Source organism: Spelaeicoccus albus (assembly GCF_013409065.1).
Classification (GTDB): domain Bacteria; phylum Actinomycetota; class Actinomycetes; order Actinomycetales; family Brevibacteriaceae; genus Spelaeicoccus; species Spelaeicoccus albus.
In genome coordinates this window covers 459,602-484,165 of the sequence record NZ_JACBZP010000001.1, presented here as the reverse complement: position 1 = coordinate 484,165, position 24,564 = coordinate 459,602, and the positions used below count along the sequence as shown (strand labels likewise).

Genomic DNA, 24,564 nt, shown 5'->3' with positions numbered 1-24,564 from the left:
GTATCCCACAGTAATTATCATAATTGTTCAGAAATGAACGAGAACAGTCAAGAGTTAACAGAAATTATCGGAGAAATAATCGGGACGCACCGGGGCCGGCGGTCACCGCGAAGAACTCGGGGCGAGCAAATTCGTGGCCGTCGAACGCCTCGGCGACCGCAGTGACAATGCCGGCTCTCGCTGCTTGGTCGACAAGGGCGATCACGCTGCCGCCGAACCCGCCGCCGGTCATCCGCGCGCCGTGCGCTCCGGCCGAGAGCGCTGCATCGACGGCGGTGTCGAGTCGGGGCACCGTGACCTCGTAGTCGTACTGCAAGGATCGGTGGGATGCCGTCAGCGCCGGGCCGATGGTCCGGGGGTCGGCGCCGGACTCGAGCAAGGCGACGACGTCCTGCACGCGGGCGTTCTCGGTGACGACATGGCGCATTCGCCGGATCAGCAGCTCGGCGTCATCGGCGTCGGAGACAATTGCGCGAAGGCGCGCCGCAGCGACGACGGGATCGGTCACGGTGCGCAGAAAATCGACGCCCAGAGCCGCGGCGGCCGACTCGCATTGCGCTCGGCGGGCGGCGTATTCGCCGTCGCTGTGCCGGTGCGGGCTGCGCGTGTCGATGACGAGCAGTTCCAGTGAGTGTGCGGCAAGATCAAATGGCACCTGCCGGCTCGACAGATCGGCAGTGTCCATGAAAAGTGCGTGACCCGCCGTGCAATTCAAGGACGCCGACTGGTCCAGGATTCCGGTCGGCGCCCCGAGGTAGTCGTTCTCGGCGCGCTGCGTGACCCGGGCCAGTTCGTCGCGGGACAAGCCGAGCGAATACAAATCGTTGGCGGCAAGCGCCACTGCGCACTCCAATGCATGGGACGACGACAGCCCGGCGCCGACCGGCACGTCGCCGTCCAGCAACAGGCTGAGTCCGGCGACGGGATGGCCGCCTTTGCGCAGAGCCCACAACACGCCTGCCGCGTGATCGTGCCACGACGCGTTCGACGGCTCCAGCGCATCGAGACGCATCTGCGCGGCGGGGCCGTCGAACTGCGCGGACGCGACGGCCAGAACGTCGTCCGAACGGCGCGAAGCCGCCGCCGTGACCCCGTGCGGGATGGCGATCGGCAGCACGAAACCGGCGTTGTAGTCGGTGTGTTCGCCAATGACGTTGACGCGGCCCGGTGCCCGCCAGACGCCGTCCGGCTCCGCGCCGAACTCCCGGGCGAATCGCTTCACCGGAGTCTCGTGAGCGTTGGGCGCGGTCATATCGACACCGCCCGCAGCCTCTCGGCGGCCTGCTCCGGCGCGATGTCGTTGATGAAGACTCCCATACCCGACTCGGACCCGGCCAGATACTTCAACTTGCCCGGGGCGCGGCGGATTGAAAACAGCTGCACGTGCAGCCACCACTCGTCCCGGGCCGACGTCGGCGCCTGATTCCATGCCGCGATATAGGGCATCGGCGTGTCGAACAACCCGGCGAATCGCCGCATCACGTCAAGATAAACCTCGACGAACGCGTCCCGCTCGGCACTGGTCAATGCGGTGATGTCCGGCACCTTGCGGTGCGGGAAAAGCTGCACCTCGTACGGCCAGCGGGCCGCGGCCGGCACGAACGCCGTCCAGAGATCATTGCCGGCCACGACACGCGGGCCCGCGCGTTCGCCGGCCAGCATGTCGGCAAACAGGTCGCGGCCGTCGCGGGCAAGATCCCGGACGCGGCCCAACATGGTGGCGGTGCGCGGAGTGATGAACGGATAGGCGTAGATCTGCCCGTGCGGGTGGGAAAGTGTCACGCCGATCTCCTCGCCGTGATTTTCAAAGCAGAACACCTGCTCGACATGCGGCAGGCGGCTCAGCTCCGCGGTGCGATCGGCCCATGCATCGACCACGAGCCTCGCCTGCGCGTGGGAGAGGCCCGCAAACGCGCCATCATGCTGCGGGGTGAAGCAGACGACCTCGCACCGTCCGTACCCGGGACGCACGGCGACTCCCTCCGGAACCGAGCCGCCGTCCGTCGGCTCCGCTGCGTTGGTCAGGGACGGGAACCGGTTTTCAAAGACGACCACCTGGTAATCCGAGTCCGGAATTTCGCTGGGATTGTCGTCCGTCGACGGGCACAAGGGGCACTTGTCGGCGGGCGGCAGGAAGGTGCGCGATTGCCGATGCGATGCGATGGCGACCCATTCGCCGAGCAACCGGTCGAAGCGAAGTTCGGACGATGTGCTGGTCACGGGCAGCGGGCGCATGTCGACGGCCGTCCGAGCGCTCGGCATGCCGCCCGGCAGCGCGCCCGAATCGAAATAGATGATCTCACGGTCATCGGCCAAGGTGCGCACGCTCTTGCGCACACCGGTGGCTTGCTCACCCACGTGGCCTCCTTGAATTACCCGCATCAACAATAATTAGCATAAACGAACAAAATCAAACAGTCATGTTCGCGTGTCCAATTATCGCTTGTACAGTGGAGACAAATGCCGATCCTTCCTTCACGCGAGCCGGAGTTCGAGTCGTCCTCCGGGCCCGGTGCGCACCCTCGTCGCCCGCGCAACTACTGGGGCGCCGGCGCGCTCGCCGTCGCCGTCCTGGTGCTGGCCATGCAAGCGGCGAGCAGGGTGCTCGCCGCCTCGGGGTCGGCGGTGACCGGTCATATCGGGGCGAGGGCGTTTGCCGGCATCATGACGGCGCTCGGAAGCCTCGGCACGATATTTGCCCTGGCGGCGCTCTTGCTGGCGGCCTTCGGCGTGACGCGGGATAGCAAATCGAAACTCCCTGCAGCGGCGGCCATGGCGATCGCGCTGGCTGTTGTCGGGTCCACGCTGTTCAATGCGATATTCATTCCGATCGCGGTCGGAGGCTGAGATGACACGGAACCCGTACAAGTCCGACACCGCCGAGCCGATATCGCCGCACGGCCGCTACGCCGTCTGGGTCGGTGTTGCAGGAGTGCTGGTGAGTCTGCTGACGGGCCTTGCGCAGGCAAAGATCGTCGTCGCCGGCGGCTCGCCCGACAGCGCGCCGTGGATGACCCTGATTCCCGGGATGCTTGGCGCGGCTGCTCTCGCCTGGGGGTGGATAGTGGTGGCGCGCAAGTCGACGGGACGTGAAATGGGCGCTGCGGCCATCGGACTGGGGGCATTCGTGTTGACCGGCACGCTTGCCCAGGTCGCCGCCATGACAATTGCCTGACCATTGACGCGTACCGGCCAACGATATCGATGAGGTGAATGAGGCGATAGGAATTTCTGAAGGAGAGGCGAACGGGGCGCACCGCCGCATCGTCATCGTCGGCGCCGGCCTGGCCGGAGTCGAAACGGCAGCGGGGTTACTTGATTCCGGGCATACCGGGCCGATCACGCTGATCGGCGACGAAGCCGGCATGCCATACCAGCGCCCGCCATTGAGCAAAGACTTTTTGGCAGGATCCGGCCCGCGAGGGATCCGACCGGACGATTTCTTCGACCGGATCGACTTCCGCGCCGGACACCGCGTCCGGTCCATCGACCGCCCGGCCCGGACCGTGACGCTGGACGACGGGTCCACTGTTTCGTATTCACGTCTGGTCCTCGCTACCGGCTCTCGCAATCGGGTGCTCGATATCCCCGGCATCGATGCGGACGGCGTACACAGTCTGCGCACGGACCGCGAAGCGGAGACGTTGGCCAGACGCCTGGACGTCGGAGGCAGCGCCATTGTGGTCGGTGCCGGGTTCATCGGGCTGGAATTCGCCGCTTCGGCTCGGGCACGGGGCCTGGACGTCACGGTTCTCGAGTTCACCGACCGCGCCATGGCCCGCGTCGTCTCACCGATCGTCTCGGACTATTTCGCTGCAGCCCACCGACGCGCGGGCACCAGCCTGCGATTTGGCGAAGGCATCACCGCAATTGCACGGCGACCGGGCGACTCGGGCTTAATGGTGACGACGACTGTCGGCGCCGAGTTGTCTGCGGACTTCGTGGTCATTGGGGCCGGGGCCGTGCCCAATGACGACCTGGCCCGCCGGTGCGGCCTCACGGTCGACGGCGGCATCGTCGTCGACGACTATCTGACGACGTCCGATCCGGAGATCATGGCCGTCGGCGACTGCGCTAACTTCCCGAGCCGTTTTGCCGCCCGGGCCGTCGGGGACACCGAGGCCGTGCGCATTCGCTTGGAATCGGAACAGAACGCGACGGACCAGGGGCGATACGCCGGACGCCGGCTGAGCTCGGGCGACGACGGACCGTACCGGGACGTCCCGTGGTTCTGGACCCATCAAGCGGCGGAAAAGCTCTATATCGCCGGTATCCCGCAGGGCGGCGACGAGTGCGTCGTCCGCGGCGACCCGGCTTCCGGCTCGTTCTCCGTCGTCGATTTTCGGGGCGGCAGGCTTGCTGCGGTCGAAAGTGTGAACATGCCGGCCGACCATGTCGCCGCGCGTAAGATTCTGTCGGCCGGCTGGACGGTGTCCCCGGCGGAGGCCGCCGATCTCGGGTTCGATCTCAAGGCCCACGGCAAGGCCGCCGGAAAGGCAGCCAAGGCGAGTAAGTAGGCGTTCCGCCGCCGGAACCCAGTCCGGGCGGAGGCCATTACCCTCGACGCTGCTGCCAGGATGTGATATCAAAACATATACGATTTTGTTCTATGCGGCGCTGGTCGGTGCCGCTATCGACGAGGGAGTCGTTCATGTCCACAGCAGCCGAATCAACTGTCATCGGCCGCGAAAGCCGCCGCGTCATCCTTGCCACAATGGTCGGCACCACCATCGAGTGGTACGACTACTTCATTTACGCGGTATGCGCCGGCTTGGTGTTCTCCAGCCAATTCTTTGCGGCGATCGGCAAAGACGCGCTCATCGTGTCGTTTGCGACAATCGGCATCAGTTTCTTGTTCCGGCCGATCGGCGCCATTCTGGCAGGCCATCTGGGCGACAAGATCGGCCGGCGGGCCATGCTCATCCTGACGCTCTTGCTGATGGGCGGCTCGACGGTGTTGATCGGGTTTGTGCCGTCGGCCGGAACCATCGGGATTTCCGCTCCCATCATCCTGTCGGTGCTGCGTATCGTGCAGGGCCTCTCGGCGGGCGGCGAATGGGGCGGCGCCGCACTGCTCGCCGTCGAACACGCGCCGCGCTCCAAACGGGGCCTGTTCGGCGCATTCCCGCAGATCGGCGTCCCGATCGGCCTACTTCTGGCCAATGGCGTGCTGGCCGCGGTGACGGCGCTGACGACTCCCGAGCAATTTCTCGCCTGGGGCTGGCGGGTGCCGTTCCTGCTGTCCATAGTGCTCATAGTCGTCGGCATAGTCATCCGCAGCCGGGTCTCGGAAAGTCCCGTTTTCGACGAGGTGCGCAAGCAAAAGGAACGAGCCTCGGTGCCGCTTGTGCCGTTGTTCAAAAATCACTGGCTGCTCGTCGTCCTTGGCGCGCTTCTGTTTGCCGCCAACAACGCGGTCGGCTATATGACGACGGGCGGATACGTGCAGTCGTACGCCGTCAAGGTCGTTGGCGTCGCGCAAACGCCGATCCTCATCGGCGTCATGGTCTCGGCGGTCGCGTGGCTCGTCACGACGTTGCTGGGCGGCTGGTTATCGGACAAATACGGGCGGATCCGGATCTACAAGATCGGGTTCATCGTGCAGCTGGTGTGGATGTTCCCGTTCTTTGCCTTGATCAACACCGGCGACATCGGCCTGATCATCCTTGCGTTGATCCTCTTCACGGTCGGGCTCGGATTCACCTACGGCCCCCAATCGGCCTTGTACGCCGAGATGTACCCGGCAAACGTGCGCTACTCCGGTGCGGCCATCTCGTATGCGATAGGCGCAGTGCTGGGCGGGGCGTTCGCGCCGACTATCGCGCAACTGCTGCAATCGCGCACCGGCAGCGTCTATCCGGTAGGTATCTACCTTGCCGTCATCACCGCCGTCGGCCTGGTTGCGGCGTTCTTCGTCAAGGATCGCAAAGGCGTCTCGCTCGGCATCGTCCAAGACGGCCAAAGCCGGGCGAACCTGCGGTAGTCCGCCGACCGGCGAACGCGGCCGCCGAGGCTAGAACGTGAGCACGAGGCGCCCGCGGACGCCGCCGGCTTCGAGCTGCCGGTGCACGTCGGCGGCCTGCGCCGCCGGAAAGGTGCCGGCAACGCGAAGAGTCAACACGCCGTCCTCGGTGAGTTGGCGGAGCCGGTCGAGCTTTGCGCCCGAGTGGTATTCCTCGAAAACGCTGGCGCTGTGGAACGTGATGCCGCGCGTCGGCTCGCCCTTCCAATATCGGACGGAGACGAACGTCCCGCCGTCGCGCACTGCCGGCACGGCCTTCTCGTTCATGACCGCAGCGTCGACGACGGCGTCGGCCCCCGAGCCGTCGGTTGCCTCGCGGATGCGGTCCGACACGTCGTCGCCGCGGTCGACTATCACGTCGGCCCCCAGAGATTCGATGAGCGAACGGTCGGCCGGTGCGGCGTCCGCAATCACGCGCAGCCCGGCATGCCGGGCAAGCTGGATCAGGTACCCGCCGAGCGTGCCTGCCGCGCCGGTGACCGCGAGCGTCTGCCCGGGCTCGAGGTCGACGAACTCGAGGATCTGCACGGCGGTGAGACCGTTCATGGGCAGGGTCGATGCGGCGGCGAAATCCGTATTGGCCGGTATGCGCGCCATCGAATCGGATGCTCCGACGAGTTTTTCCGCGTACGCCCCGCCGTGCTCGCGCAAGGGCAAGGCCATCGCCATGACCTCGTCGCCGACCTGCCACGGGCTGTCCGCGCCGACCTCGTCGATCACGCCGGCCGCATCCATGCCCGGAACGTACGGCGGCGTCGCATCTGCGGGATCGCGTCCGCCGGCTCGCACGCCGGTGTCGGTAGGGCTGACGGCGGCACATCTGACAGCGATGCGCGCTTCCCCGGGGCCGGGATGCGGCTCCTCGACCTCGTGCACGCCAAGAACGTCCGGACCGCCGAATTCCGTTACTCCGATGACCTTCATATCGCGGCTAACGCGGCAGCTGCGCTGCCAATTCCCTTGCGGCCCGTCGTCCGGGGCGGACCGCCGCCTAGACTCGACCGTATGAGTGGACACAACCTTTTGAGCACCCCGCCGGCCGGCGCTCCCGGTCCGCAGCCGACGTACTTGCCCGACGACCATCCGGACGCCGACGTCGTCCGTGAACTCGAAGCGGGCGAAGAGGCACTCGATCTGGCCGCCAAGTACCCGGCGTCCTGCCTTGCGTGGGCGGTGCTGGCAGATGAAGCCTATGACGAGGGGCGGCAAGTCGATAGTTATGCCTACGCCCGGGTCGGCTATCACCGCGGGCTCGACGCGTTGCGGGCGGCCGGATGGCGCGGCGCCGGCCCGATCCCGTGGAGCCACAAGCTCAACCGCGGATTTCTCCGTGCTCTTTTCGCGCTCGGTCGGGCCGCCTCGGCCATCGGCGAGGGGGAAGAGGCTGCGCGGGTCGACAAGTTCCTGCGCGAATCGGATCCGGACGCCGTCCGGGCGTTGGACCAGGGGTAGCCGGCCGGCAGGTCGCCCGAGCGCAGGCTCCCCTTCGTTGCCGACATATGCGCGTGACGGCCATCTCAAGTAGAGTTAGCGCGCAAGGGCCCCTGCTTTTGCGCGTGCGCAATCGCGGGGGCGTCGTCATTTCGGCGGACGGCGCGGCGTCCGTGCACCGGCCGATTCGAACCTGGATGAGGTGAACCAATGCCAGCCATCGTGCTTGTGGGCGCGCAATGGGGTGACGAGGGAAAGGGCAAGGCAACCGACCTGCTGGGCGGCCGCGTCGACTACGTGGTCAAGCCCAACGGCGGCAACAACGCCGGACACACTGTGGTTGTGGGCGGCGAGAAGTACGAGCTGAAGCTCTTGCCGGCCGGTATTCTCAGCCCCAATTCCGTCCCCGTGATCGGTAACGGCGTCGTCGTCAATCTCGAGGCCCTGTTCGAAGAGATCGACGGGCTCGATCGGCGCGGCGCCGACACGTCCCGGCTGCTGGTTTCGGCGAACGCACACCTTGTCGCGCCCTACCATCAGGTGCTCGACAAGGTCACCGAACGGTTTCTCGGCAAGAGAGCTATCGGCACCACCGGCCGGGGGATCGGGCCCACGTACGCGGACAAGGTGGCCCGCCTGGGCATTCGCGCGCAAGACGTCTTCGACGAGTCGATCCTGCGGCAAAAGGTCGAGGGCGCCCTCAATCAAAAGAACGAACTGCTCGTCAAGGTCTACAACCGACGCGCCATCGGGATCGATGAGGTCGTCGATTACTTCCTCTCGCACGCCGAGCGGCTGCGCCCGATGATCGCCGATACGGCGCTGGTGCTGAACAAGGCGCTCGACGAGGGAAAAGTCGTGCTGATGGAAGGCGGCCAGGCCACCATGCTGGACGTCGACCACGGCACCTACCCGTTCGTCACGTCCAGCAACCCGTCGGCGGGCGGGTCCTGCGTCGGCTCCGGCGTGGGCCCTACGCGCATTGACCGCGTCGTCGGAATCGTCAAGGCGTACACCACCCGCGTGGGTGCCGGCCCGTTCCCGACCGAGCTGTTCGACGAGTGGGGCGAGTACCTGCAAAAGCAAGGCGGCGAGTTCGGCGTCAACACCGGACGGGTCCGCCGTTGCGGCTGGTACGACGCGGTACTGGCCCGATATGCCGCGCGCGTGAACGGCTTCACCGACTTCTTCTTGACCAAACTCGACGTACTGACGGGGATCGAGCGGATCCCCGTATGCGTCGGGTACGACGTGGACGGCGTCCGGCACCACGAGCTGCCGACCTCGCAGACCGATTTTCACCACGCGGTACCGGTCTACGAGCATTTCACCGGGTGGACCGAAGACATCAGCGGAGCAAAGAAGTTCGACGATCTTCCGGCTGCCGCGCAGGATTACGTGCTGGCACTCGAAGAGCTCTCCGGCACGCGCATGTCGGCCATCGGGGTCGGCCCGGATCGTGACCAGACGATCGTCCGCCACGATCTGATCGGATGAACGAAGTGGAGACCGTCGATGGTTGAGCGGAGCTTGCGGAACCCGGCCCCGTCGTCGCTGCCGGGCCCCGTCGTCCGGCTGGACCCGATGGTGTCGGGCGATGCTCCGGAACTCTTCGAGTGTTTGGACGACGCCGGCGTGTGGGCTGCCGGATACGGCGGCGGCCCTGCCGGCCGGCCACGCGACGCGGCGGAGATGTCGGCCCTGCTCGTCGAGCCGGGCGTCGCGGCAAACGCCGTCGGGACAAGGCTCGTCTTCGTAGCTCGGCTCGCCGCGGATTCCCGGCTGGGCACCGCCGGAACAGTCGTCGGCACCTCATCGCTCGGCGATATCGACCCGGTCAACGAGCGTATCCATTTGGGCTGGACGGCGTACGGCCCGCCCTGGTGGAGCACCGCCGTCAATCCCGCGGCCAAGTTGCTGCTGCTTGGCTACGCCTTTGACCACGGTTTCGGTCGCGTGAAGATTCAAACCGACAACATCAACCCGCGCTCGCAAGCGGCCATCGCGAAACTCGGCGCGACCAAAGAGGGTGTCTTGCGTCGGCATACACGCCGCGCCGACGGCAGCTTCCGCGACACGGTGGTGTTCTCGATCCTGGCGTCCGAATGGGACGGCGTGAAGGCCGGTCTCGAAGCGCGGATCGGTTAGCGCGCCGGTGGCGGGGGTTGCGGGGTAGTTTGCTCGCGGCGGGGTCCTCTCAACAACACCGCGGCTGACAAACGGCCCCGCGGCCGGACCACATGTCCTGCGCGGGTCAGAACTCGATGACGTTTGCCGGTGTGGACCTTCGCCGTAGCCGCGGCTGTTTCGTGAACTGACCGGTGACCAAGAGGATGCCGATGACGACCGCCATCACTATCCACGTGATCCACCCGAGCGGTCCGGCCGCTATCGGGCTCGGATGATCGCCGGCCGCCACGACAAGGCCGGCGAACCCACCGGCGGCGTTCGCCGCGCCATGAGCAAAGACGCACGGCCAGACGGATGCCGTCCGCAACCGCAACCATCCGATCAGAATGCCGAGAATCATGGACGCGGCGATCATCAACAACACGCCGTACCAATTGGTCAGGCCGAAGTTGTACCCCAGCAGGATGAGCGGTGTGTGCCAGAATCCCCAGATCGCTCCGGTGACGAGGAGAGCAGGCCAGGTGCCGAGCGGCCGCAAGGTGGGGAGCAGCCAGCCGCGCCAACCTAATTCTTCGCCAATGGTGAGCAGCGCGTTGGGAATGATTGCCGCAAAGGGAATCGCAATGATCTGGACGGTGACGATCACGCCGACCGGTAGGGCCGGTCCTCCGGTCGAATGCTCGGCCCCCGGCGTAGCGTTCAAAGCTGCCGCTATCGACTGCCTGAAGCCCGAGAAATGGATAAGATCCAGCTTGATCTGTCCGAAGGCGGCGGCCAGGAACACACCCGCCACTATGATCGCGCTCATGCCGAAGATCGCGATGACCGCCAGCCAAATGGTCCGTTTCGCCGGCCGCAACGGCCACAGGCCCAAATACTCGCCGATTCGCGTCGGCCGCGGCCGTTGGACGAAGAACACCACAATCAACGCGGCAATCGCCGGCGTATACATCATGATCGCGGCAAAGAGCCGCAAAAGCGGATCCGCCATCCCGTGCCCGCGCAGCCACAACGGCAACGCGGCCAGCCAGGCCAGTCCGCACGCGATCACGAAGAACGCGACGACGGATCCCCACGGCACCCGGGCCGGGAAGACTTCCGGCTCGGCGGATTCCGTCGGTTCGGAGGGCGGCGGGACGGCCGTGTACTGAGAATTCATGATCGGCTACTCCTCACGTATCTCAGAAACTCTTTGCTTGTTCGGGGGTCAGCACGAAAAAGCCGGCGATCTTGCCGGCATCGTCATAGGTGACGCGGCCGACCATTTCGGCGGCTTCGAAACTCAGCGGTACGTCGACGACCGTGTAGTCGGCCGCTCGACGCGCGGCCGGCGTGCCCGCTGCGCCGAAGTCGCCGACCGTGGCGACGACTTGCGCCCACACGCTTCCGAGCTGTTCTTCGGGGAGTTTGCCTTGCATGGTCTCGTCGAACGATGCGTAGACGTCGTGCCATCGTCCGGCCTGCATCCACTCGAAGGCTTCGGCGGCACGGTGGACCGCGTCGGGGAGCGGCGTCTTGTTCATGGGTCCTCCTGTCCTGGGATCGACCGGATGGCCGAACCGTTGAAATGCGGCCTGGCGGCTGATGCCGAGAATGTCTCCGATCTCCTGCCAGGTGCGGCCGCGGGCACGCGCCGTTTCGACGGCCGCCGGAACAACGGCATCCGCGGCCCGGCGCGTCGCAAGCGCTGCGCGAACTGCGGCCAGCCCATCGGCGTCCGCAGCCAGAACACTATGAAGCGACTCCACCGAGGCCGTCAGCTGCGCGGCCGATTCGGCCAGGGGAGCGCTCGGATCGGAAGAGTTTGCGTTCCGTGCCGTCATGTGTCAAGGCTAGGTTTACATCTCCGTTTGTGTCAAGCAATACTTGACAGACCGGCGACAAGTACAGTGTTGACCATGACGCCCCTGAATCCGCCTCGAGCGGAAAAGCTCCCAAGCCGCCGTCAGCATCACGGCGACACGTTCATCGACGACTACGAATGGCTGCGCGATAAGGAATCGCCGAAAGTTCGGGCTCATCTCGAAGCCGAGAACGCCTACGCCCGGCAACAGACGGAGCATTTGGCCGGAACGCGTGGGGCCATCTTCGACGAGATCAAAAGCCGCACCAAGGAGACCGATCTGTCGGTTCCGCAACGCTACGGCGCGCATTGGTATTACACGAAGACCGCCCTGGGCAAACAGTACGGCGTCCATGCCCGGTGTCCGGTCGCGAGTCACGACGATTGGACGCCGCCGACGCTCGAGGCCGGCGCCGACGTGCCGGGGGAACAGAGCCTGCTTGACGCAAACGAATTGGCCGACGGTCACGAGTTCTTCTCACTTGGCGCCTTCAGCTTGTCGGGTGACGGGGCGCTGCTGGCGTACTCGGTGGATACGGAAGGCGACGAGCGATACACCCTTCGCCTCAAAGACCTGACCACCGGCCGCACCCTCCCGGATGAGATCGCCGGCACGTTCCCCGGCGCCGAGCTGACGTACGACGGACGTTACGTGTTCTACCCGACGGTGGACGACGCCTGGCGGCCCGATCGGATTTGGCGGCACCGGGTCGGCACTGACGTGGCCGACGACGTTTGCGTCTTCCACCAGCCGGACGAACGGTTCTGGTCCGGTTTTGGGTCGACGAGAAGCGAGACCTACCTGATGATCGAGACGTCGTCCAAAGTCACCTCCGAGGTTCGCGTATTGGATGCCTCCGATCCCGAAGGCGAATTCCGCGTCGTATGGCCGGCCGTCCCGGGCGTCGAATACTCGGTCGAGCATGCCGTCATCGGCGGAGACGACCGGTTCCTCATCGTGCACAACCAGGCGGGCCCGAACTTCGAACTCGTCGACGTTCCGGCCGGCGATCCGCTGAACCGCGACGATTCGCGTGTGCTGATGCCGCACGACGACAGCGTCCGGCTCGAGGACGTCGATGCGTTCGAGAGCTTCCTGGCGGTGAGCTACCGACGTGCCGCACTGACCCGCATCGGCCTGATGCCGCTGCACGACGGCCCGGAACCGGTCGGCCGCCTGCACGAAATCGAGTTCGACGAAGAGTTGTACGCGTGCGGCATTTCGGCAAATCCCGAATGGTCGCAGCCGACCCTGCGCCTTGCCTACACGTCGTTCGTGACGCCCCGCGTCGTGTACGACTACGTGCCTGCAACGGGTGAACTGCGCGAACTCAAACGCCAGCCCGTCCTCGGTGGATACGATTGGCGGAAATACGCGCAAAAGCGTGAATGGGTGTCGGTCGCACCGGGCGTGGAGGTGCCGCTCTCACTCGTGTACCGCAAGGATCTCGTCGCCCCGGGAGAGCCGGCGCCGCTGCTGCTGTACGGGTACGGGTCGTATGAGGCGAGCATGGAGCCGGGCTTCTCGGTGCCGCGGCTATCGCTGCTCGACCGGGGAGTGGTCTATGCCGTTGCCCATGTGCGCGGCGGCGGAGAGATGGGCCGCCAATGGTACGACCAGGGAAAGACGCTGACCAAGCGCAACACTTTCACCGATTTCATCGCTGCGGCCGATCACCTCATCGCACGCCGGTGGACGACGCCCGACAACCTTGTCGCGCTCGGGAGGAGCGCCGGCGGGCTCCTGATGGGAGCGATCGCCAATATGGCGCCGGGCCGGTTCGCCGGCATCGTGGCCGACGTGCCGTTCGTGGATGCCCTGACCTCGATCCTCGACCCGTCGCTGCCGCTGACGGTCATCGAATGGGACGAATGGGGCGATCCGCTGCACGACCGCCAAGTTTACGAGTACATGAAGTCGTACTCGCCGTATGAGAACGTGACGGATCAAAAATATCCGCGAATCCTCGCCACCACCAGTTTGAACGACACCCGCGTGCTCTACGTCGAGCCGGCCAAATGGGCGGCCAGGCTGCGAGACGTGGGCGCCGACGTCCTGCTCAAGACCGAAATGAGCGCGGGGCACGGCGGCGTGAGTGGGAGGTACGAGAGCTGGAAGGAAGTCGCTTTCGAGTACGCGTGGATCGTGGACGTCGCCGGCGCCGATACCGCGCCCCGCTGAGGGAGCGGTGCAGCACGGCTGAAGGACGCGTATTGTCGGAATTGACCCAATCAAAAGGAGATATCGCCATGACGCACAACCCGTACCAGCACTTACCGAAGCTGCCGGAAATCGCGCTGACGTCGACGGATCTCGACGACGGTCAGCCGTTGGGGAACGACCAGGTCAGCGGCATCATGGGCGCCGGCGGCCGCGACGTGTCGCCGCAATTGAGCTGGAGCGGCTTCCCGCCCGAGACCAAGAGCTTCACCGTCACCGTCTACGACCCCGACGCGCCGACCGCCGCCGGATTCTGGCACTGGGCGGTGGCCGATATTCCGGCCTCGTGCACGTCGCTGGACGCCGGAGCCGGTGACGACGCGGGATCGGGGCTTCCGGACGGCGCCGTGCAGCTGGCCAACGACGCGTCGGCCAAACGGTTCATCGGTGCCGCCCCGCCGCCCGGACACGGGCCGCACCACTACTACATCGCCGTGCACGCCGTCGACGTGGAGAGCCTCGACCTTCCCGACAACGCCACGCCGTCGTTCCTGGGGTTCAACCTGTTCTCGCACGCGATCGGTCGCGGCGTCCTTGTCGGCACGCATGAAATCGACTGATCCGACCCGCCCCGTCAGGTCGTGACCACCCCGCGCGGGCCGGCGGACGATACTGCCGACGAGCGGGCGACGGCAGGTCTCAACCGGTCGGCGGCCCGCATTGGGCTGCGCGTCGTCGGCATTGCCGTTTTCGTCTTCTACCTGGCCCGCTCCGGCGCCTTGTGGCCGTTCGGCGTCGTGCCTGCCGCAATCGTGGCGTGTTTGCTCTGCTGGCTGATCTGGGTGGTGGCCGGCGAGAGGCTGCCGGGGACGGCGTTCCTGGCCATGCTCGGCGTCCCCGCACTGTTCGGGAGCATTGTGGGCGCCGTGCCGGGGCGGTTCGAATTGGTGATCATCTTTGCCATCGGCGGGATCGTCGCCATCATTGCCAGAGCGACGATCGGCATCCGTATCGGCATTGCCGTTGCCGTGGTATGCCTGATCGCATTCGAGATCGCCGCCCTTGTCCAGACCGACGACCTCGCGGACTGGGCGTGGACGACATTCGGCGTCGTCGTGGCCGGCTTCATCGGGTACGGCCGACGGCAGGCCCGACTTGTCGCGGAGCAGACCCGACAGTTGATCGAGACTCAGCGTCAGTTACTCGACCAGGCCGAAGAGACACGCGCCGTCGAGGCCAGTAACGCCGCCCTTGCCGAACGAAGCCGGATCGCCCGCGATCTGCACGACGTCCTGGCGCACGCGCTTGGCGGTCTTGTGGTGCAGCTGGACGCCGCCGAAGGACAGCTGAGCGTGAATCAGGACGTCGACGGCGCATCGAAGCGGCTCCGCAGGGCTCGTGCTCTGGCCGTCGAGGGCCTGGACGATGCGCGCCGGGCCGTCACGGCGCTGCGCACCGACGCTCCGGGGCTGTCAGCGGCGCTGCGAGCAATGGTCAATGCCTACGACGCAGGGAACGCACGCCTCACCGGCGACGCCGGGGCGGCAAACGTGCCGGAGCAGGTAACGGACGCGCTGCTGGCCGTGGTGCGTGAGGCGCTGAACAATTCACGCAAGCATGCGTTCGGTGCCGACGTGACGGTGTGGCTGCGCATCGACCACGAAGTCGTCCGGGTCGACGTGGCGAACGACGCGGGTACGGCCGGCGACCTTGCCGCTACCGGCTCGGGCGCCGGAATCGCCGGAATGCGCGAGCGCATGGACGCCGTGGGCGGCAAGCTGCAGGCCGGCCCGGCTGCGGGCGGAACGTGGCGCGTCAGCGCGTCAGTGCCGCTCGGCTCTTGCGGGGGAGCGCACAAATGATCCGCGTGGTAGTGGCCGATGACCAGGACATCGTGCGCGACGGACTGGTGACGGTGCTGGGCCTCGTGGACGACATCGAAGTCGTGGCCGACGCTGCGGATGGCCAGGCGGCGGTGGAGCTGGTTCGGCAACTTGTGCCGGACGCCGTCCTGATGGATCTGCGCATGCCGAGACTTGATGGAACCGGAGCCACGAAAGCGATCCTCGCCGATCACCCCGGGGTGGCCATCCTCGTGCTGACGACGTTCGCGGACGACGAGTCGATCGCCGGAGCGCTTGCGGCCGGCGCACGCGGATACCTGACGAAGGACGCCGGTCGGGAAGACATCGCCGCTGCCTTGCGAGCCGTCGTCCGGGGGCAGACGACGCTGGATTCGCACGTGTCGGGAAGAGTGTTGGCCGGCTTGCGCGTACCCGCCGACGCCACGACCGTCGAGCGGCGGGATCTGACGACGCTGACGCGCCGCGAACGCGAAGTGCTCGACCTCATCGGCGAGGGCCTGAACAACGGCGAAATCGCCGATCGGCTTTTCGTCTCGACGGCAACCGTGAAAACTCATATCAACAACTTGTTCGCGAAGCTGGATATTCGCGACAGGGCCGAGGCCGTGCGGATCGCCGCCGGACGGGGCCGATAGTTTCCACCCGTTTCTCCACCCCGATCTCCATCCGCGGGTGGTGGGCCGGGCCTGCGTGTCACGGGATTCTTGAGGGGTAGCCAACGCCACTGAAGAAAAGGGACTCTCATGAACCCGCAAATCTATCTCGACGTGTTGATCGGCGTCGCAGTCATCGGCCTCGTCGCCTACCGGCAGCTCTCCTGGGGCCGCGTCAATCCGCGCAAGCTGTTGATCCTTCCGGCCGTCTTAGCTGCCATCGGTCTTTACGACCTGAAGGACCTCGTCGCCGGCGCGCAATCCTTCACGGCGCTGGACGCGTGGTTCATCGCCGGGCAAACCGTGATAGCAGTGGCCCTCGGCCTGATCATGGGCAAAGTCGTGAAATTCAAGACCGACGGCGACGTCGTCTACTCGAGAGCCGGCGCTATCGGAGCCGCACTGTGGATCGGATTCATCGCCGTGCGCCTGGGGGTCGACGCGCTTGCGCACGCCTCGGGCGCCACCGTGGCGGGTTCCGTCTCGGTCATAATGTTGACGGTCGCGGTGAACCGGTTCACGCAGAACGCGTTGGTGCTCTCGCGTTACAACGCCCACAGCAGCGAACGCCCCGCACGCTCACTGACCGAAGTCCGGTAACCCGCCGACGTGAACCGCGCAGTTTTTGACCGTGCTGGCTGATGCCGAGGAAAAACCCGCCCGGAAGGTTGACAACCGTGCGGTTTGGCACCAGCCGGTGATCACTGCCGCGCCGAGTGGTGGCCAGTGGTGGCCCCGCCTTGCCGAGTGGTGGCGAGTGGCTGCGAAATCGACGATTTCGCAGCCACTCGCCACCACTCGGCGGACGGGGAGAGCCGTGGTCGCGGCCGCCGGATGTCGTCGTCCCCGGCCCGACGGAGTCCCGACCAGAGACGACCATGACGCCCCGCGCCGTTTTCGACCTTCCGGACTTCCGTCCGGAACGCACGCGACTGCGCGGTTCATACGCCGAGGGGCGTTCTGCCGGTTTCTTCCCCGCAATAAAGAGGTAGGAGCTAACCGAAATACCGCGGCAGCGTGCCCTCGCTGGCCTCGCGCAATCGGTCCAACGGCAGCTCGAACTGGCCCTGCACGTCAAGCGTCGGCTTGCCGGCACCCGGATCGACGACGCCGATGCGCCGGTGCGTGAATCGGCGGGCCGTGCACATGTCCGTGAACCGGACCTCTTCGCTGCGCGGCACCGACACGATGGCGCGCGCGGCCGATTCGGAGAACAAGGCGGCAAAAATATCGACGCCGTCGCGAGCGCACAGCTCCTCGAGCCAGACCCGCGCGCCAACGCCGAACCGGAGGCATCCTTCGACAAGCGCTTGGGCCAGGCCGCCCTCGGACAGGTCATGCGCCGCATCGATCATTCCGTCGCGGGACGCGTTGATCAGGATCTCGCCGAGTTCGCGCTCCGCGGCCAGATCGACGGCCGGGGGAGTGCCGCCCAAATGCCCGTGGTCGACGTCCGCCCAGGCCGAACCGTCCAGCTCGTCGCGAGTCGATCCCAGCAGGTAGATGCTCTGGCCGGCGTCGCGCCAGCCGGACGGCGTCCGGCGCCCTACATCGTCGAACACGCCGAGCACGCCGACCACCGGAGTCGGGTGGATACCCGTGCCTCCGGTCTGGTTGTACAGTGACACGTTGCCGCCCGTGACGGGCACCCCCAGCTCGCGGCAGCCGTCGGCCACGCCGCGCACGGCCTCGGTGAACTGCCACATCGTGTCGGGGTCCTCGGGCGAGCCGAAGTTCAAGCAGTCGGTGACGGCCAGCGGCCGCGCACCGGTCGTGGCCACGTTCCGGTACGCCTCGGCGAGCGCCAACCGCGCGCCATCGTACGGATCGAGATAGCCGTAGCGGCCGTTAGCATCGGTCGAAATGGCGATGCCCAGGCCGGACTCTTCATCGACACGGATCACCCCGGCGTCGTCCGGCGTCGCCAAGGCCGTGTTGCCGAGCACGTATCTGTCGTACTGGTCGGTCACCCAGGCCCGCGAGGACAGGTTCGGCGAGCCCGCCAGCCGGACGACGAGCTCGCCCAATTCCGCGCCGGACGACGGCCGGGCCAGTTTCGCGGTACCGTCGGCTTGCACGCCGTCCTGCCATTCGGGCCGAGCGTACGGCCGCTCGTACACGGGGCCGTCGTGGGCGACCGATCGCGGCGGCACATCGACAATCACGTCGCCGTGCCATTCGATGACCAGCCGTCCGGTATCGGTCACCTCGCCGAGCACCGATGACTCAACCTCCCATTTGCCGGCGATGGCAAGGAAATCGTCGAGTTTCTCCGGCCGGACGACGGCCATCATGCGTTCTTGCGATTCCGACATCAGGATCTCTTCGGGGGTCAAGCTCGGATCGCGCAGCAGCACGTCGTCCAGCGCCACATGCATACCGCCGTCGCCGTTCGAGGCCAACTCGCTGGTGGCGCACGAGATGCCTGCCGCGCCGAGATCCTGGATACCTTCGACGACGTCCGCGCCGAAGAGCTCGAGGCAGCATTCGATGAGCACCTTTTCGGCAAACGGGTCGCCAACCTGAACGGCCGGGCGCTTGCTCGGCTTTGTCGAGTCGAACGACTCGGACGCCAGGATCGACGCACCGCCGATGCCGTCGCCGCCGGTGCGGGCGCCGAAGAGCACGACTTTATTGCCCTTGCCGGTCGCGTTGGCCAAGCGGATATCGTCGTGGCGGAGCACGCCGACGGCCAGCGCGTTCACCAGCGGGTTGCCCTGGTAGACCGGGTCGAACACGACCTCGCCGCCAATGTTCGGCAAGCCGAGACAATTGCCGTAGCCGCCGACGCCGGCCACTACTCCGTGCACGACGCGCGCCGTATCGGGGCGGTCGATTTTCCCAAACCGCAACTGGTCCATGACGGCGACGGGCCTCGCGCCCATTGAAATGATGTCGCGCACGATGCCGCCGACGCCGGTGGCCGCCCCCTGATACGGCTCGACGAAGCTGGGATGGTTGTGGCTTTCCACCTTGAACGTGACGGCCCAGCCGCCGCCGATGTCGACGACGCCGGCATTCTCGCCCATGCCGACCAACAGATGCTTCTTCATCTCCTCGGTGACCTGCGAGCCGAACTGCTTCAAGTGCACCTTCGACGACTTGTACGAGCAATGCTCGCTCCACATCACCGAATACATGGCCAGCTCGGCCGAAGTCGGGCGACGGCCCAAAATGGCCTTGATCTGCTCGTATTCGTCGGCGGCCAGGCCGAGATCGGCGTACGGCTGCTCGACGTCGGGAGTTGCGGCAGCGTGCTCGACGGTTTCTTGGACGCGTTTTTCGAAAGTCTTCGGCATCGGCGTTATTCGGCCCTATCGTGGGTGCGCTGTGGTGGACAAAAGTCGCGGACACACTAAGCTTACTGGCTATGCTGCTGACCAATGTCCGCCCGTGGGCGGGGTCCCCGGTCGACTTGGAGATCGACGGCGGAGCCATCACTGCCCTCAGGCCGGCTACTTCGGAGCCGGACGCCGCGGGGCCGGACGCCGGACGTATCGACGGGCAGGGGCTGCTGGCGTTGCCCGGGCTCGTGAACGCACACGCCCACATCGACAAGACCTGGTGGGGCAAACCCTGGGTGCCGAACCCTCCGGCGCGCGACCTGAATGAGCGGATCGCGTTGGAGCGAACGCACCGTGACAGGCTCGGCCTGCCCGACGTCCGCTCGATCGCGGAGCAGCTCCGCGAATACGTCAGGCACGGCACGACGGCCATCCGTAGCCATGTCGACGTCGATCCGGGGGTGGGGTTGCGCGGGCTCGAGGCAGTGCGCGAAGCCGAGACGGACGTCGGCGCCGACGTGGCACTCGAGCTCATTGCGTTTCCGCAGGACGGCGTGCTGCGTCGTCCGGGCGTCGACAAATTACTGGACGACGCTGCGGCGTGGGGTCTCGCGCAATATATCGGCGGCCTCGACCCGGCGACAATCGACCGTGATCCGGTCGGCCAACTCGACGTGCTGTTCGACATCGCCGAACGGCACGGCGTCGGCATCGACATCCATTTGCACGACCGCGGCGAGCTCGGCGCGTTCGAGTTCGAGCTGATCATCGAGCGGACCCGGCAACGCGGCCTGGCCGGCAAGGTCACCATCGCGCACGGATTCGGGCTCGCCACCGTGGACGCCGGCCGGCAACGGGACCTGATCGCCGAGTTGGCAGACTCCGGCGTGGCACTGACGACGGTCGCCCCCATGACCGGCAACCAACTGCCCGTGGCCGACCTGGCCGAAGCGGGCGTCCCGCTGGGACTGGGCACGGACGGCGTCCGCGATCTCTGGACGCCGCACGGCGACGGCGACATGCTCCGGCTGGCCGGCACGCTGGCGGCCCGCTGCGGTTGGCGGCGTGACGACCAGCTCGAGGCGGCGCTTCGGGTGGCGGCCAATGGCTATTTCGTCGGCCGGCCCGGAGCGGGATTGACGGTGGGCGCTCGCGCGGACGTCGTCCTTGTCGATGCCGAAACCGTGGCCGAAGCCGTCGTGGCGGCACCCCGGCGCGAACTGGTCCTTGCCGGCGGCCGGGAAGTCGTGCGCGCCGGCCGCTTCACCGCCTGACCTTACGGTGTGGTGCGCCGCAGGGTCAGGAACGACCCGATGCCCAGCAACGCCACAATAATTGCAACGTATCCGCCGATCGACAGCGAGGTCTGGGCGGCAAACCAACTGCCGACGGCAATCCACCCGTTTGACAAGTTCACCACGACGATTATTGCCACGAGGAGCGCCGCCACGGCGATACCGGCGACCAACAGACCGGTCGCCCGCCACCGTTTGTAGAGCGTGGCGCTCCAGAAGCCGATGAAGAACAAGAACATGGTGGCAATCCAGAAGAACAGAACCGTGCGGTACCACGGACCGTCGCTGACCCACGGGAAGTGGAACAGATGACCCTGGACACCCCACCCGTTCGTGGCGTCTTCGAGCAGGCCGAGGAGGTAATACAGTACGCCCCAGAGAAGCGTCAGCACGAGTACCAGCCCCACGGTGCCGATGTAGTAGGCACGCCGACTGACGCTCAGCCCTTGCGAGAACGGGAACGTCAGCGTCAGTGACTGGATGCCGACCGCAAAGAAATACCAGAGCGGTGCTTGTCCGGCACCCGAGAACTTCTCCGAGCCCCCCGGAATGAACGTGAATATCGCGAGCGAGACCAGAATGCCGGCCGCCAGGATGACGAGCGGTATTCCGATAAGCGTCCACTTGTTAGCCAGTTGAAGCCTGGCGACCTTGAATGCGCGGTTCATCGGAGAGCCTCCAAATCATTGATCGTGGGTGCGACGTCGTTGCCGCCGTTTCCGGCGCCTCGCATCGTCTTGCGGACGATGAGTTGTTGCAGCGACACCGGTGCGAGTTCGAGGTCGGCGTCGGCGGCCTCTCGGCGTTGCGCATCACTGAACGTGCCGGACACCGTCACGGAGGCCAGTGCGCCGAATCCCTCGCGGTGGACGACATTCATGCCGGCCACGAATGGCTCGACCTTGGACGCCGGGCCGACGACGGTTGCCGCGGTGTCGCGGATATGGTCGGCGTCGTCGTCCATGATGATTTCACCGTGATCGATGACTATGACGTGTTCGAGCAAGTTGGACACCTCGTCGATCAAGTGGCTCGAGAGCACGATGGTGCGCGGGAATTCGGCGTAATCGGCAAGCAGCCGGTCGTAGAAGAGTTGGCGCGCCACGGCGTCCAGCCCCAAATACGGCTCGTCGAAGAACGTCAACTCGGCACGACTGGCCAATCCGATGATGACGCCGACCGCTGACAGCTGGCCGCGACTGAGCTTCTTGATACGGCGGTTGGTTGGAAGTTCGAAATCGCCGACAAGCCTGTCACACAGCTGTTGATCCCAATTTGCGTAAAACATGGCGGCGGCTTTGAAAGCGTGTTTCGGCTTGAAGTCGTCCGGATATTTCTGCGATTCGCGGATGAAGCATATTCGCTCCAGCACGCGATCGTTCTCATACGGGTGCTCGCCGAATACACGCACGGTGCCGCTGGTTTCGAAGTCCTGGGCGGTCAAGAGCGACATGATTGTCGTTTTGCCGGCACCGTTGCGGCCGAGCAGGCCGTAGATCTTGTCGGGTTCGAAGCGCAAGTCGACATTGTTGAGTGCGACTGTGTCGCGGTATTTTTTGGTGAGGCCGCGGGCCTCGACGATGGCGGTCATGCCGTGACATCCTCTCGCTGGAGCATTTCCGCGAGTTGAGCCGGCGTGATGCCGAGCTTGCGGGCCTCGCGTTGTAGGGGGAGTACGTATTGCTGGAAGAATCTCTCGCGGCGGGCGGCTAGGAGCTTAGCCCGGGCGTTTGCGGTGACGAACATGCCGATCCCTCGCTGTTTGACTAGAATTCCTTCTTCGACCAACCGGTTGACGCCCTTGGCGGCGGTTGCCGGGTTGATGCGCAAAAAAGCTGCGAACTCGTTGGTTGACGGAGCTTTGGAGCCTTCATCGAGACGACCTTCTAGGATGTCGTTTTCGATAAGATCGGCGATCTGCATAAAGATCGGCTTACCGTCTTCGATCATCTGGTCTCCTCGCGTTCAATCCGAGATCGACGTCTCGACCCGGATCATTGGTTCGTTAGTTCATTAGTCGACTAACTAACCATGGAACCTCGAGGGCATGGTTGTCAAGTGCTTTGTGTTGCCCGGCGAAGGGCGGGGCTAGCTCCAGGTGACGTGTTCGGTGTCGCGCCAGAGGTCGAGCACGCGGGGGTCACCCGTTTCGACTATCTCGTCGCCGCGGTTCCACAGGCCCAAATACAACTGGGCGGCCGTGCCCGAGAACGTGGTGTCGGCGTCCGAGACGGCCGGCGCCGACGAAGTCAGCGGCGTCGTGACGAGTTTGTCCTCCGATCGCAACACCCATGCGCGGTCGCTGTCCGACGGTACGACGGCGATGGTGCGGCCGGAGCCCGGGTGGATCCGTGTCGCACTCCTGGTAACGAACCCGGTCAGGAGCTCATCGATGCCGTCGACGGCGAATTGCCGGTCGATGGCGCAGTCCTCCGCGGCGGGAACCCGGCCACGGTCGGCCGCCAGCGCGTCAACTGAGTGGATAGTCGTTTCATGACATTGGCGGCGGGCCCAAAAGTGCCGCGGCGGCGGTGCGTCGTTCAAGAACACCGCCGCTTCGAGCTCGGGGTCGGCTTGCACCAGCGTGGCTGCCAACGCACGGTACCCTTCCAGGAAGTACGCGATCCGGTCGGGTGCGGCGCGCACGTCGTCCTCGCCGGGCCCGCCGTCTCGCCGGCCGCGCAAATTCGCTTCCGCCCACCGGTGGATCACCGATTGATGCACCAGGAGCTCGTCTTGCGTCCACCCGGGGCACGTCGGTACCGGAGCGTCGGGGGCGGAGTGCGCGCCGTGATACGCGAGACGTCCGGCAGCCCGTTCGAGTCCGGCGAGGTGCTGATCGAAGGTCAAGCTAGTGGGCATAGGGGCCATTTTCGCACGCCCGGCGCCTTGTCTCTATGTGTCGTCCGGCCGGTAACCTGAAGGGGTGGCAGTTCCGAAGATCATCTTGTTTTACGTGTTCACGCCGTTGCCCGACCCGGACGCCATTCGACTGTGGCAGTGGACGTTGGCCGAGCGCGAAGGGCTCACCGGACGCATCCTGATCAGCGAGCACGGCATCAACGCCACGCTGGGCGGCGACATCGACAGCGTGAAACGCTACGTGAAGGCCACCAAGGGCTATGCGGCATTCAAGAGAGCCGACTTCAAATGGTCGGACGGCGCCGGCAACGACTTTCCGAAACTCAGTGTCAAGGTTCGTCCCGAGATCGTCAGCTTCGGCGCGCCCGATGCGCTGAAAGTCGGCGCGGACGGAGTGCTGGGCGGCGGCAAACGACTGGCGCCGCAAGAGGTCCATGATCTTGTCGATGAACGAGGGGACGATGTCGTCTTCTTCGACGGCCGCAACAAGTTCGAGGCCGAGATCGGCCGATTCGCGGGCGCCGTCGTCCCCGATGTGGATACCACTCGCGACTTCGTGGCCGAACTCGACAGCGGCAAATACGACCATTTGAAGTCGCGCCCCGTCGTCACCTATTGCACGGGAGGTGTGCGTTGTGAGGTGCTGTCGTCGTTGATGACCGAGCGCGGATTCGACGAGGTGTACCAGCTGGACGGCGGCATCGTGCGATACGGCGAAGAATTCAAGGACGACGGGCTGTGGCAGGGGTCGCTCTACGTGTTCGACGGCCGCATGCACGTGGAGTTCGGCAAGGACACCGTTCCGCTGGGCCGTTGCAGCAGTTGCGGCGCCGCAACTGCGCAATATCACAACTGCGCCAACCTCGAGTGTCGACGGCTTCGATTGTTTTGCGAAACCTGTGCCGCGACGTTGTCCGGCACCGTGTGCCCCGAGGACTGCCGAGTGGTGGACGGATGCCCGGTTACCGGCGAGTAACCGGGCATCCGTCCACCGCTCGGCGGAAGGGAAGGGCGGGGG

At 65.7% G+C, this 24,564-nt stretch carries 24 protein-coding genes; 14 read left to right on the top strand and 10 right to left on the bottom strand.

Translation table 11 applies throughout. From position 1 onward, the window contains the following. Window positions 1-64 precede the first annotated feature (64 nt). Both galK and galT read right to left on the bottom strand, forming a co-directional pair. Window positions 65-1,252 carry a galactokinase gene (gene galK, locus BJY26_RS02340; RefSeq protein ID WP_179425320.1) on the bottom strand — a complete coding sequence of 396 codons (1,188 nt, stop codon included), beginning with the start codon at window positions 1,250-1,252 and terminating at the stop codon, window positions 65-67. After that, entirely contained in the window at window positions 1,249-2,358 is a 1,110-nt protein-coding gene (gene galT, locus BJY26_RS02335) for a galactose-1-phosphate uridylyltransferase (protein WP_237248822.1), read from the bottom strand. The genes galK and galT overlap by 4 nt, the downstream gene beginning before the upstream one ends. A gap of 102 nt (window positions 2,359-2,460) precedes the next feature. On the opposite strand from galT, the gene BJY26_RS02330 reads away from it, so the two are divergent. From BJY26_RS02330 to BJY26_RS02315, 4 genes are all read left to right on the top strand, one after another. Continuing rightward, entirely contained in the window at window positions 2,461-2,847 is a 387-nt protein-coding gene (locus BJY26_RS02330; protein ID WP_179425319.1) for a hypothetical protein, read from the top strand. Window position 2,848: 1 nt separating this feature from the next. Further along, window positions 2,849-3,175 (top strand): hypothetical protein, encoded by a 327-nt coding sequence (locus BJY26_RS02325; protein ID WP_179425318.1) that lies wholly within the window; start codon window positions 2,849-2,851, stop codon window positions 3,173-3,175. A gap of 34 nt (window positions 3,176-3,209) precedes the next feature. Next, a complete protein-coding gene (locus BJY26_RS19480) occupies window positions 3,210-4,517 on the top strand; it encodes an NAD(P)/FAD-dependent oxidoreductase (protein WP_218852217.1) in 1,308 nt (435 codons plus the stop codon). 134 nt (window positions 4,518-4,651) lie between these two features. Then, window positions 4,652-5,983, top strand: coding sequence for an MFS transporter (locus BJY26_RS02315; protein ID WP_179425317.1), 1,332 nt, complete (start codon window positions 4,652-4,654; stop codon window positions 5,981-5,983). 30 nt (window positions 5,984-6,013) lie between these two features. Here the strand turns inward: BJY26_RS02315 and BJY26_RS02310 are convergent, their stop codons facing one another. Next, window positions 6,014-6,946, bottom strand: a complete 933-nt coding sequence (locus BJY26_RS02310) for a quinone oxidoreductase family protein (protein WP_179425316.1) — start codon at window positions 6,944-6,946, stop codon at window positions 6,014-6,016. An 81-nt stretch (window positions 6,947-7,027) separates the two neighbouring features. Between BJY26_RS02310 and BJY26_RS02305 the strand changes: the two genes are divergently transcribed. The 3 genes from BJY26_RS02305 to BJY26_RS02295 all read left to right on the top strand — a co-directional run bounded on the left by BJY26_RS02305 (window position 7,028) and on the right by BJY26_RS02295 (window position 9,601). Beyond that, a complete protein-coding gene (locus BJY26_RS02305; RefSeq protein WP_179425313.1) occupies window positions 7,028-7,474 on the top strand; it encodes a DUF3151 domain-containing protein in 447 nt (148 codons plus the stop codon). Between the two features lie 189 nt (window positions 7,475-7,663). Continuing rightward, entirely contained in the window at window positions 7,664-8,950 is a 1,287-nt protein-coding gene (locus tag BJY26_RS02300) for an adenylosuccinate synthase (RefSeq protein ID WP_179425311.1), read from the top strand. A gap of 18 nt (window positions 8,951-8,968) precedes the next feature. Further along, window positions 8,969-9,601: a GNAT family N-acetyltransferase gene (locus tag BJY26_RS02295; protein ID WP_179425309.1), complete on the top strand. Its 633-nt coding sequence runs from the start codon at window positions 8,969-8,971 to the stop codon at window positions 9,599-9,601. Between the two features lie 106 nt (window positions 9,602-9,707). Here the strand turns inward: BJY26_RS02295 and BJY26_RS02290 are convergent, their stop codons facing one another. Beyond that, window positions 9,708-10,742, bottom strand: a complete 1,035-nt coding sequence (locus BJY26_RS02290) for a CPBP family intramembrane glutamic endopeptidase (RefSeq protein WP_179425307.1) — start codon at window positions 10,740-10,742, stop codon at window positions 9,708-9,710. A 22-nt stretch (window positions 10,743-10,764) separates the two neighbouring features. After that, complete coding sequence (locus BJY26_RS02285) at window positions 10,765-11,406, bottom strand: DUF3887 domain-containing protein (RefSeq protein WP_179425305.1); 642 nt, start codon at window positions 11,404-11,406, stop codon at window positions 10,765-10,767. Window positions 11,407-11,481: 75 nt separating this feature from the next. On the opposite strand from BJY26_RS02285, the gene BJY26_RS02280 reads away from it, so the two are divergent. From BJY26_RS02280 to BJY26_RS02260, 5 genes are all read left to right on the top strand, one after another. After that, window positions 11,482-13,608, top strand: a complete 2,127-nt coding sequence (locus tag BJY26_RS02280) for a S9 family peptidase (protein WP_179425303.1) — start codon at window positions 11,482-11,484, stop codon at window positions 13,606-13,608. Window positions 13,609-13,676: 68 nt separating this feature from the next. After that, window positions 13,677-14,207 carry a YbhB/YbcL family Raf kinase inhibitor-like protein gene (locus BJY26_RS02275; RefSeq protein WP_179425301.1) on the top strand — a complete coding sequence of 177 codons (531 nt, stop codon included), beginning with the start codon at window positions 13,677-13,679 and terminating at the stop codon, window positions 14,205-14,207. Between the two features lie 21 nt (window positions 14,208-14,228). Beyond that, entirely contained in the window at window positions 14,229-15,449 is a 1,221-nt protein-coding gene (locus tag BJY26_RS02270) for a sensor histidine kinase (protein WP_179425299.1), read from the top strand. Beyond that, window positions 15,446-16,087, top strand: a complete 642-nt coding sequence (locus tag BJY26_RS02265) for a response regulator transcription factor (protein WP_179425297.1) — start codon at window positions 15,446-15,448, stop codon at window positions 16,085-16,087. The genes BJY26_RS02270 and BJY26_RS02265 overlap by 4 nt, the downstream gene beginning before the upstream one ends. Before the next feature lie 108 nt (window positions 16,088-16,195). Further along, on the top strand, window positions 16,196-16,705 hold the full coding sequence (locus BJY26_RS02260) for a hypothetical protein (protein WP_179425295.1): 510 nt from the start codon (window positions 16,196-16,198) through the stop codon (window positions 16,703-16,705). Between the two features lie 395 nt (window positions 16,706-17,100). On the opposite strand, the gene purL is transcribed toward BJY26_RS02260, so the two are convergent. Next, window positions 17,101-19,404: a phosphoribosylformylglycinamidine synthase subunit PurL gene (purL, locus tag BJY26_RS02255; protein ID WP_179425293.1), complete on the bottom strand. Its 2,304-nt coding sequence runs from the start codon at window positions 19,402-19,404 to the stop codon at window positions 17,101-17,103. Window positions 19,405-19,475: 71 nt separating this feature from the next. Between purL and BJY26_RS02250 the strand changes: the two genes are divergently transcribed. Next, window positions 19,476-20,663 carry an amidohydrolase gene (locus BJY26_RS02250; protein ID WP_179425291.1) on the top strand — a complete coding sequence of 396 codons (1,188 nt, stop codon included), beginning with the start codon at window positions 19,476-19,478 and terminating at the stop codon, window positions 20,661-20,663. Between the two features lie 2 nt (window positions 20,664-20,665). Here the strand turns inward: BJY26_RS02250 and BJY26_RS02245 are convergent, their stop codons facing one another. From BJY26_RS02245 to BJY26_RS02230, 4 genes are all read right to left on the bottom strand, one after another. Beyond that, complete coding sequence (locus BJY26_RS02245) at window positions 20,666-21,352, bottom strand: hypothetical protein (RefSeq protein WP_179425289.1); 687 nt, start codon at window positions 21,350-21,352, stop codon at window positions 20,666-20,668. Next, window positions 21,349-22,275, bottom strand: coding sequence for an ABC transporter ATP-binding protein (locus BJY26_RS02240; RefSeq protein ID WP_179425287.1), 927 nt, complete (start codon window positions 22,273-22,275; stop codon window positions 21,349-21,351). Before BJY26_RS02240 ends, BJY26_RS02245 begins: the two co-directional genes overlap by 4 nt. Further along, a complete protein-coding gene (locus BJY26_RS02235) occupies window positions 22,272-22,634 on the bottom strand; it encodes a GntR family transcriptional regulator (protein WP_179425285.1) in 363 nt (120 codons plus the stop codon). Before BJY26_RS02235 ends, BJY26_RS02240 begins: the two co-directional genes overlap by 4 nt. A gap of 138 nt (window positions 22,635-22,772) precedes the next feature. Then, on the bottom strand, window positions 22,773-23,546 hold the full coding sequence (locus BJY26_RS02230; RefSeq protein ID WP_179425283.1) for a maleylpyruvate isomerase N-terminal domain-containing protein: 774 nt from the start codon (window positions 23,544-23,546) through the stop codon (window positions 22,773-22,775). Window positions 23,547-23,610: 64 nt separating this feature from the next. On the opposite strand from BJY26_RS02230, the gene trhO reads away from it, so the two are divergent. Continuing rightward, window positions 23,611-24,522 (top strand): oxygen-dependent tRNA uridine(34) hydroxylase TrhO, encoded by a 912-nt coding sequence (gene trhO / locus BJY26_RS02225; protein WP_179425281.1) that lies wholly within the window; start codon window positions 23,611-23,613, stop codon window positions 24,520-24,522. Window positions 24,523-24,564: the final 42 nt, after the last annotated feature.

Excerpts from the sequence above, each read along its gene's own strand:
- galK (WP_179425320.1), bottom strand. The coding sequence starts at position 1,252 with ATGACCGCGCCCAACGCTCACGAGACTCCGGTGAAGCGATTCGCCCGG.
- BJY26_RS02330 (WP_179425319.1), top strand. The coding sequence starts at position 2,461 with ATGCCGATCCTTCCTTCACGCGAGCCGGAGTTCGAGTCGTCCTCCGGG.
- BJY26_RS02325 (WP_179425318.1), top strand. The coding sequence starts at position 2,849 with ATGACACGGAACCCGTACAAGTCCGACACCGCCGAGCCGATATCGCCG.
- BJY26_RS02315 (WP_179425317.1), top strand. The coding sequence starts at position 4,652 with ATGTCCACAGCAGCCGAATCAACTGTCATCGGCCGCGAAAGCCGCCGC.
- BJY26_RS02310 (WP_179425316.1), bottom strand. The coding sequence starts at position 6,946 with ATGAAGGTCATCGGAGTAACGGAATTCGGCGGTCCGGACGTTCTTGGC.
- BJY26_RS02305 (WP_179425313.1), top strand. The coding sequence starts at position 7,028 with ATGAGTGGACACAACCTTTTGAGCACCCCGCCGGCCGGCGCTCCCGGT.
- BJY26_RS02300 (WP_179425311.1), top strand. The coding sequence starts at position 7,664 with ATGCCAGCCATCGTGCTTGTGGGCGCGCAATGGGGTGACGAGGGAAAG.
- BJY26_RS02295 (WP_179425309.1), top strand. The coding sequence starts at position 8,969 with ATGGTTGAGCGGAGCTTGCGGAACCCGGCCCCGTCGTCGCTGCCGGGC.
- BJY26_RS02290 (WP_179425307.1), bottom strand. The coding sequence starts at position 10,742 with ATGAATTCTCAGTACACGGCCGTCCCGCCGCCCTCCGAACCGACGGAA.
- BJY26_RS02285 (WP_179425305.1), bottom strand. The coding sequence starts at position 11,406 with ATGACGGCACGGAACGCAAACTCTTCCGATCCGAGCGCTCCCCTGGCC.
- BJY26_RS02280 (WP_179425303.1), top strand. The coding sequence starts at position 11,482 with ATGACGCCCCTGAATCCGCCTCGAGCGGAAAAGCTCCCAAGCCGCCGT.
- BJY26_RS02275 (WP_179425301.1), top strand. The coding sequence starts at position 13,677 with ATGACGCACAACCCGTACCAGCACTTACCGAAGCTGCCGGAAATCGCG.
- BJY26_RS02265 (WP_179425297.1), top strand. The coding sequence starts at position 15,446 with ATGATCCGCGTGGTAGTGGCCGATGACCAGGACATCGTGCGCGACGGA.
- BJY26_RS02260 (WP_179425295.1), top strand. The coding sequence starts at position 16,196 with ATGAACCCGCAAATCTATCTCGACGTGTTGATCGGCGTCGCAGTCATC.
- purL (WP_179425293.1), bottom strand. The coding sequence starts at position 19,404 with ATGCCGAAGACTTTCGAAAAACGCGTCCAAGAAACCGTCGAGCACGCT.
- BJY26_RS02250 (WP_179425291.1), top strand. The coding sequence starts at position 19,476 with ATGCTGCTGACCAATGTCCGCCCGTGGGCGGGGTCCCCGGTCGACTTG.
- BJY26_RS02245 (WP_179425289.1), bottom strand. The coding sequence starts at position 21,352 with ATGAACCGCGCATTCAAGGTCGCCAGGCTTCAACTGGCTAACAAGTGG.
- BJY26_RS02240 (WP_179425287.1), bottom strand. The coding sequence starts at position 22,275 with ATGACCGCCATCGTCGAGGCCCGCGGCCTCACCAAAAAATACCGCGAC.
- BJY26_RS02235 (WP_179425285.1), bottom strand. The coding sequence starts at position 22,634 with ATGATCGAAGACGGTAAGCCGATCTTTATGCAGATCGCCGATCTTATC.
- BJY26_RS02230 (WP_179425283.1), bottom strand. The coding sequence starts at position 23,546 with ATGCCCACTAGCTTGACCTTCGATCAGCACCTCGCCGGACTCGAACGG.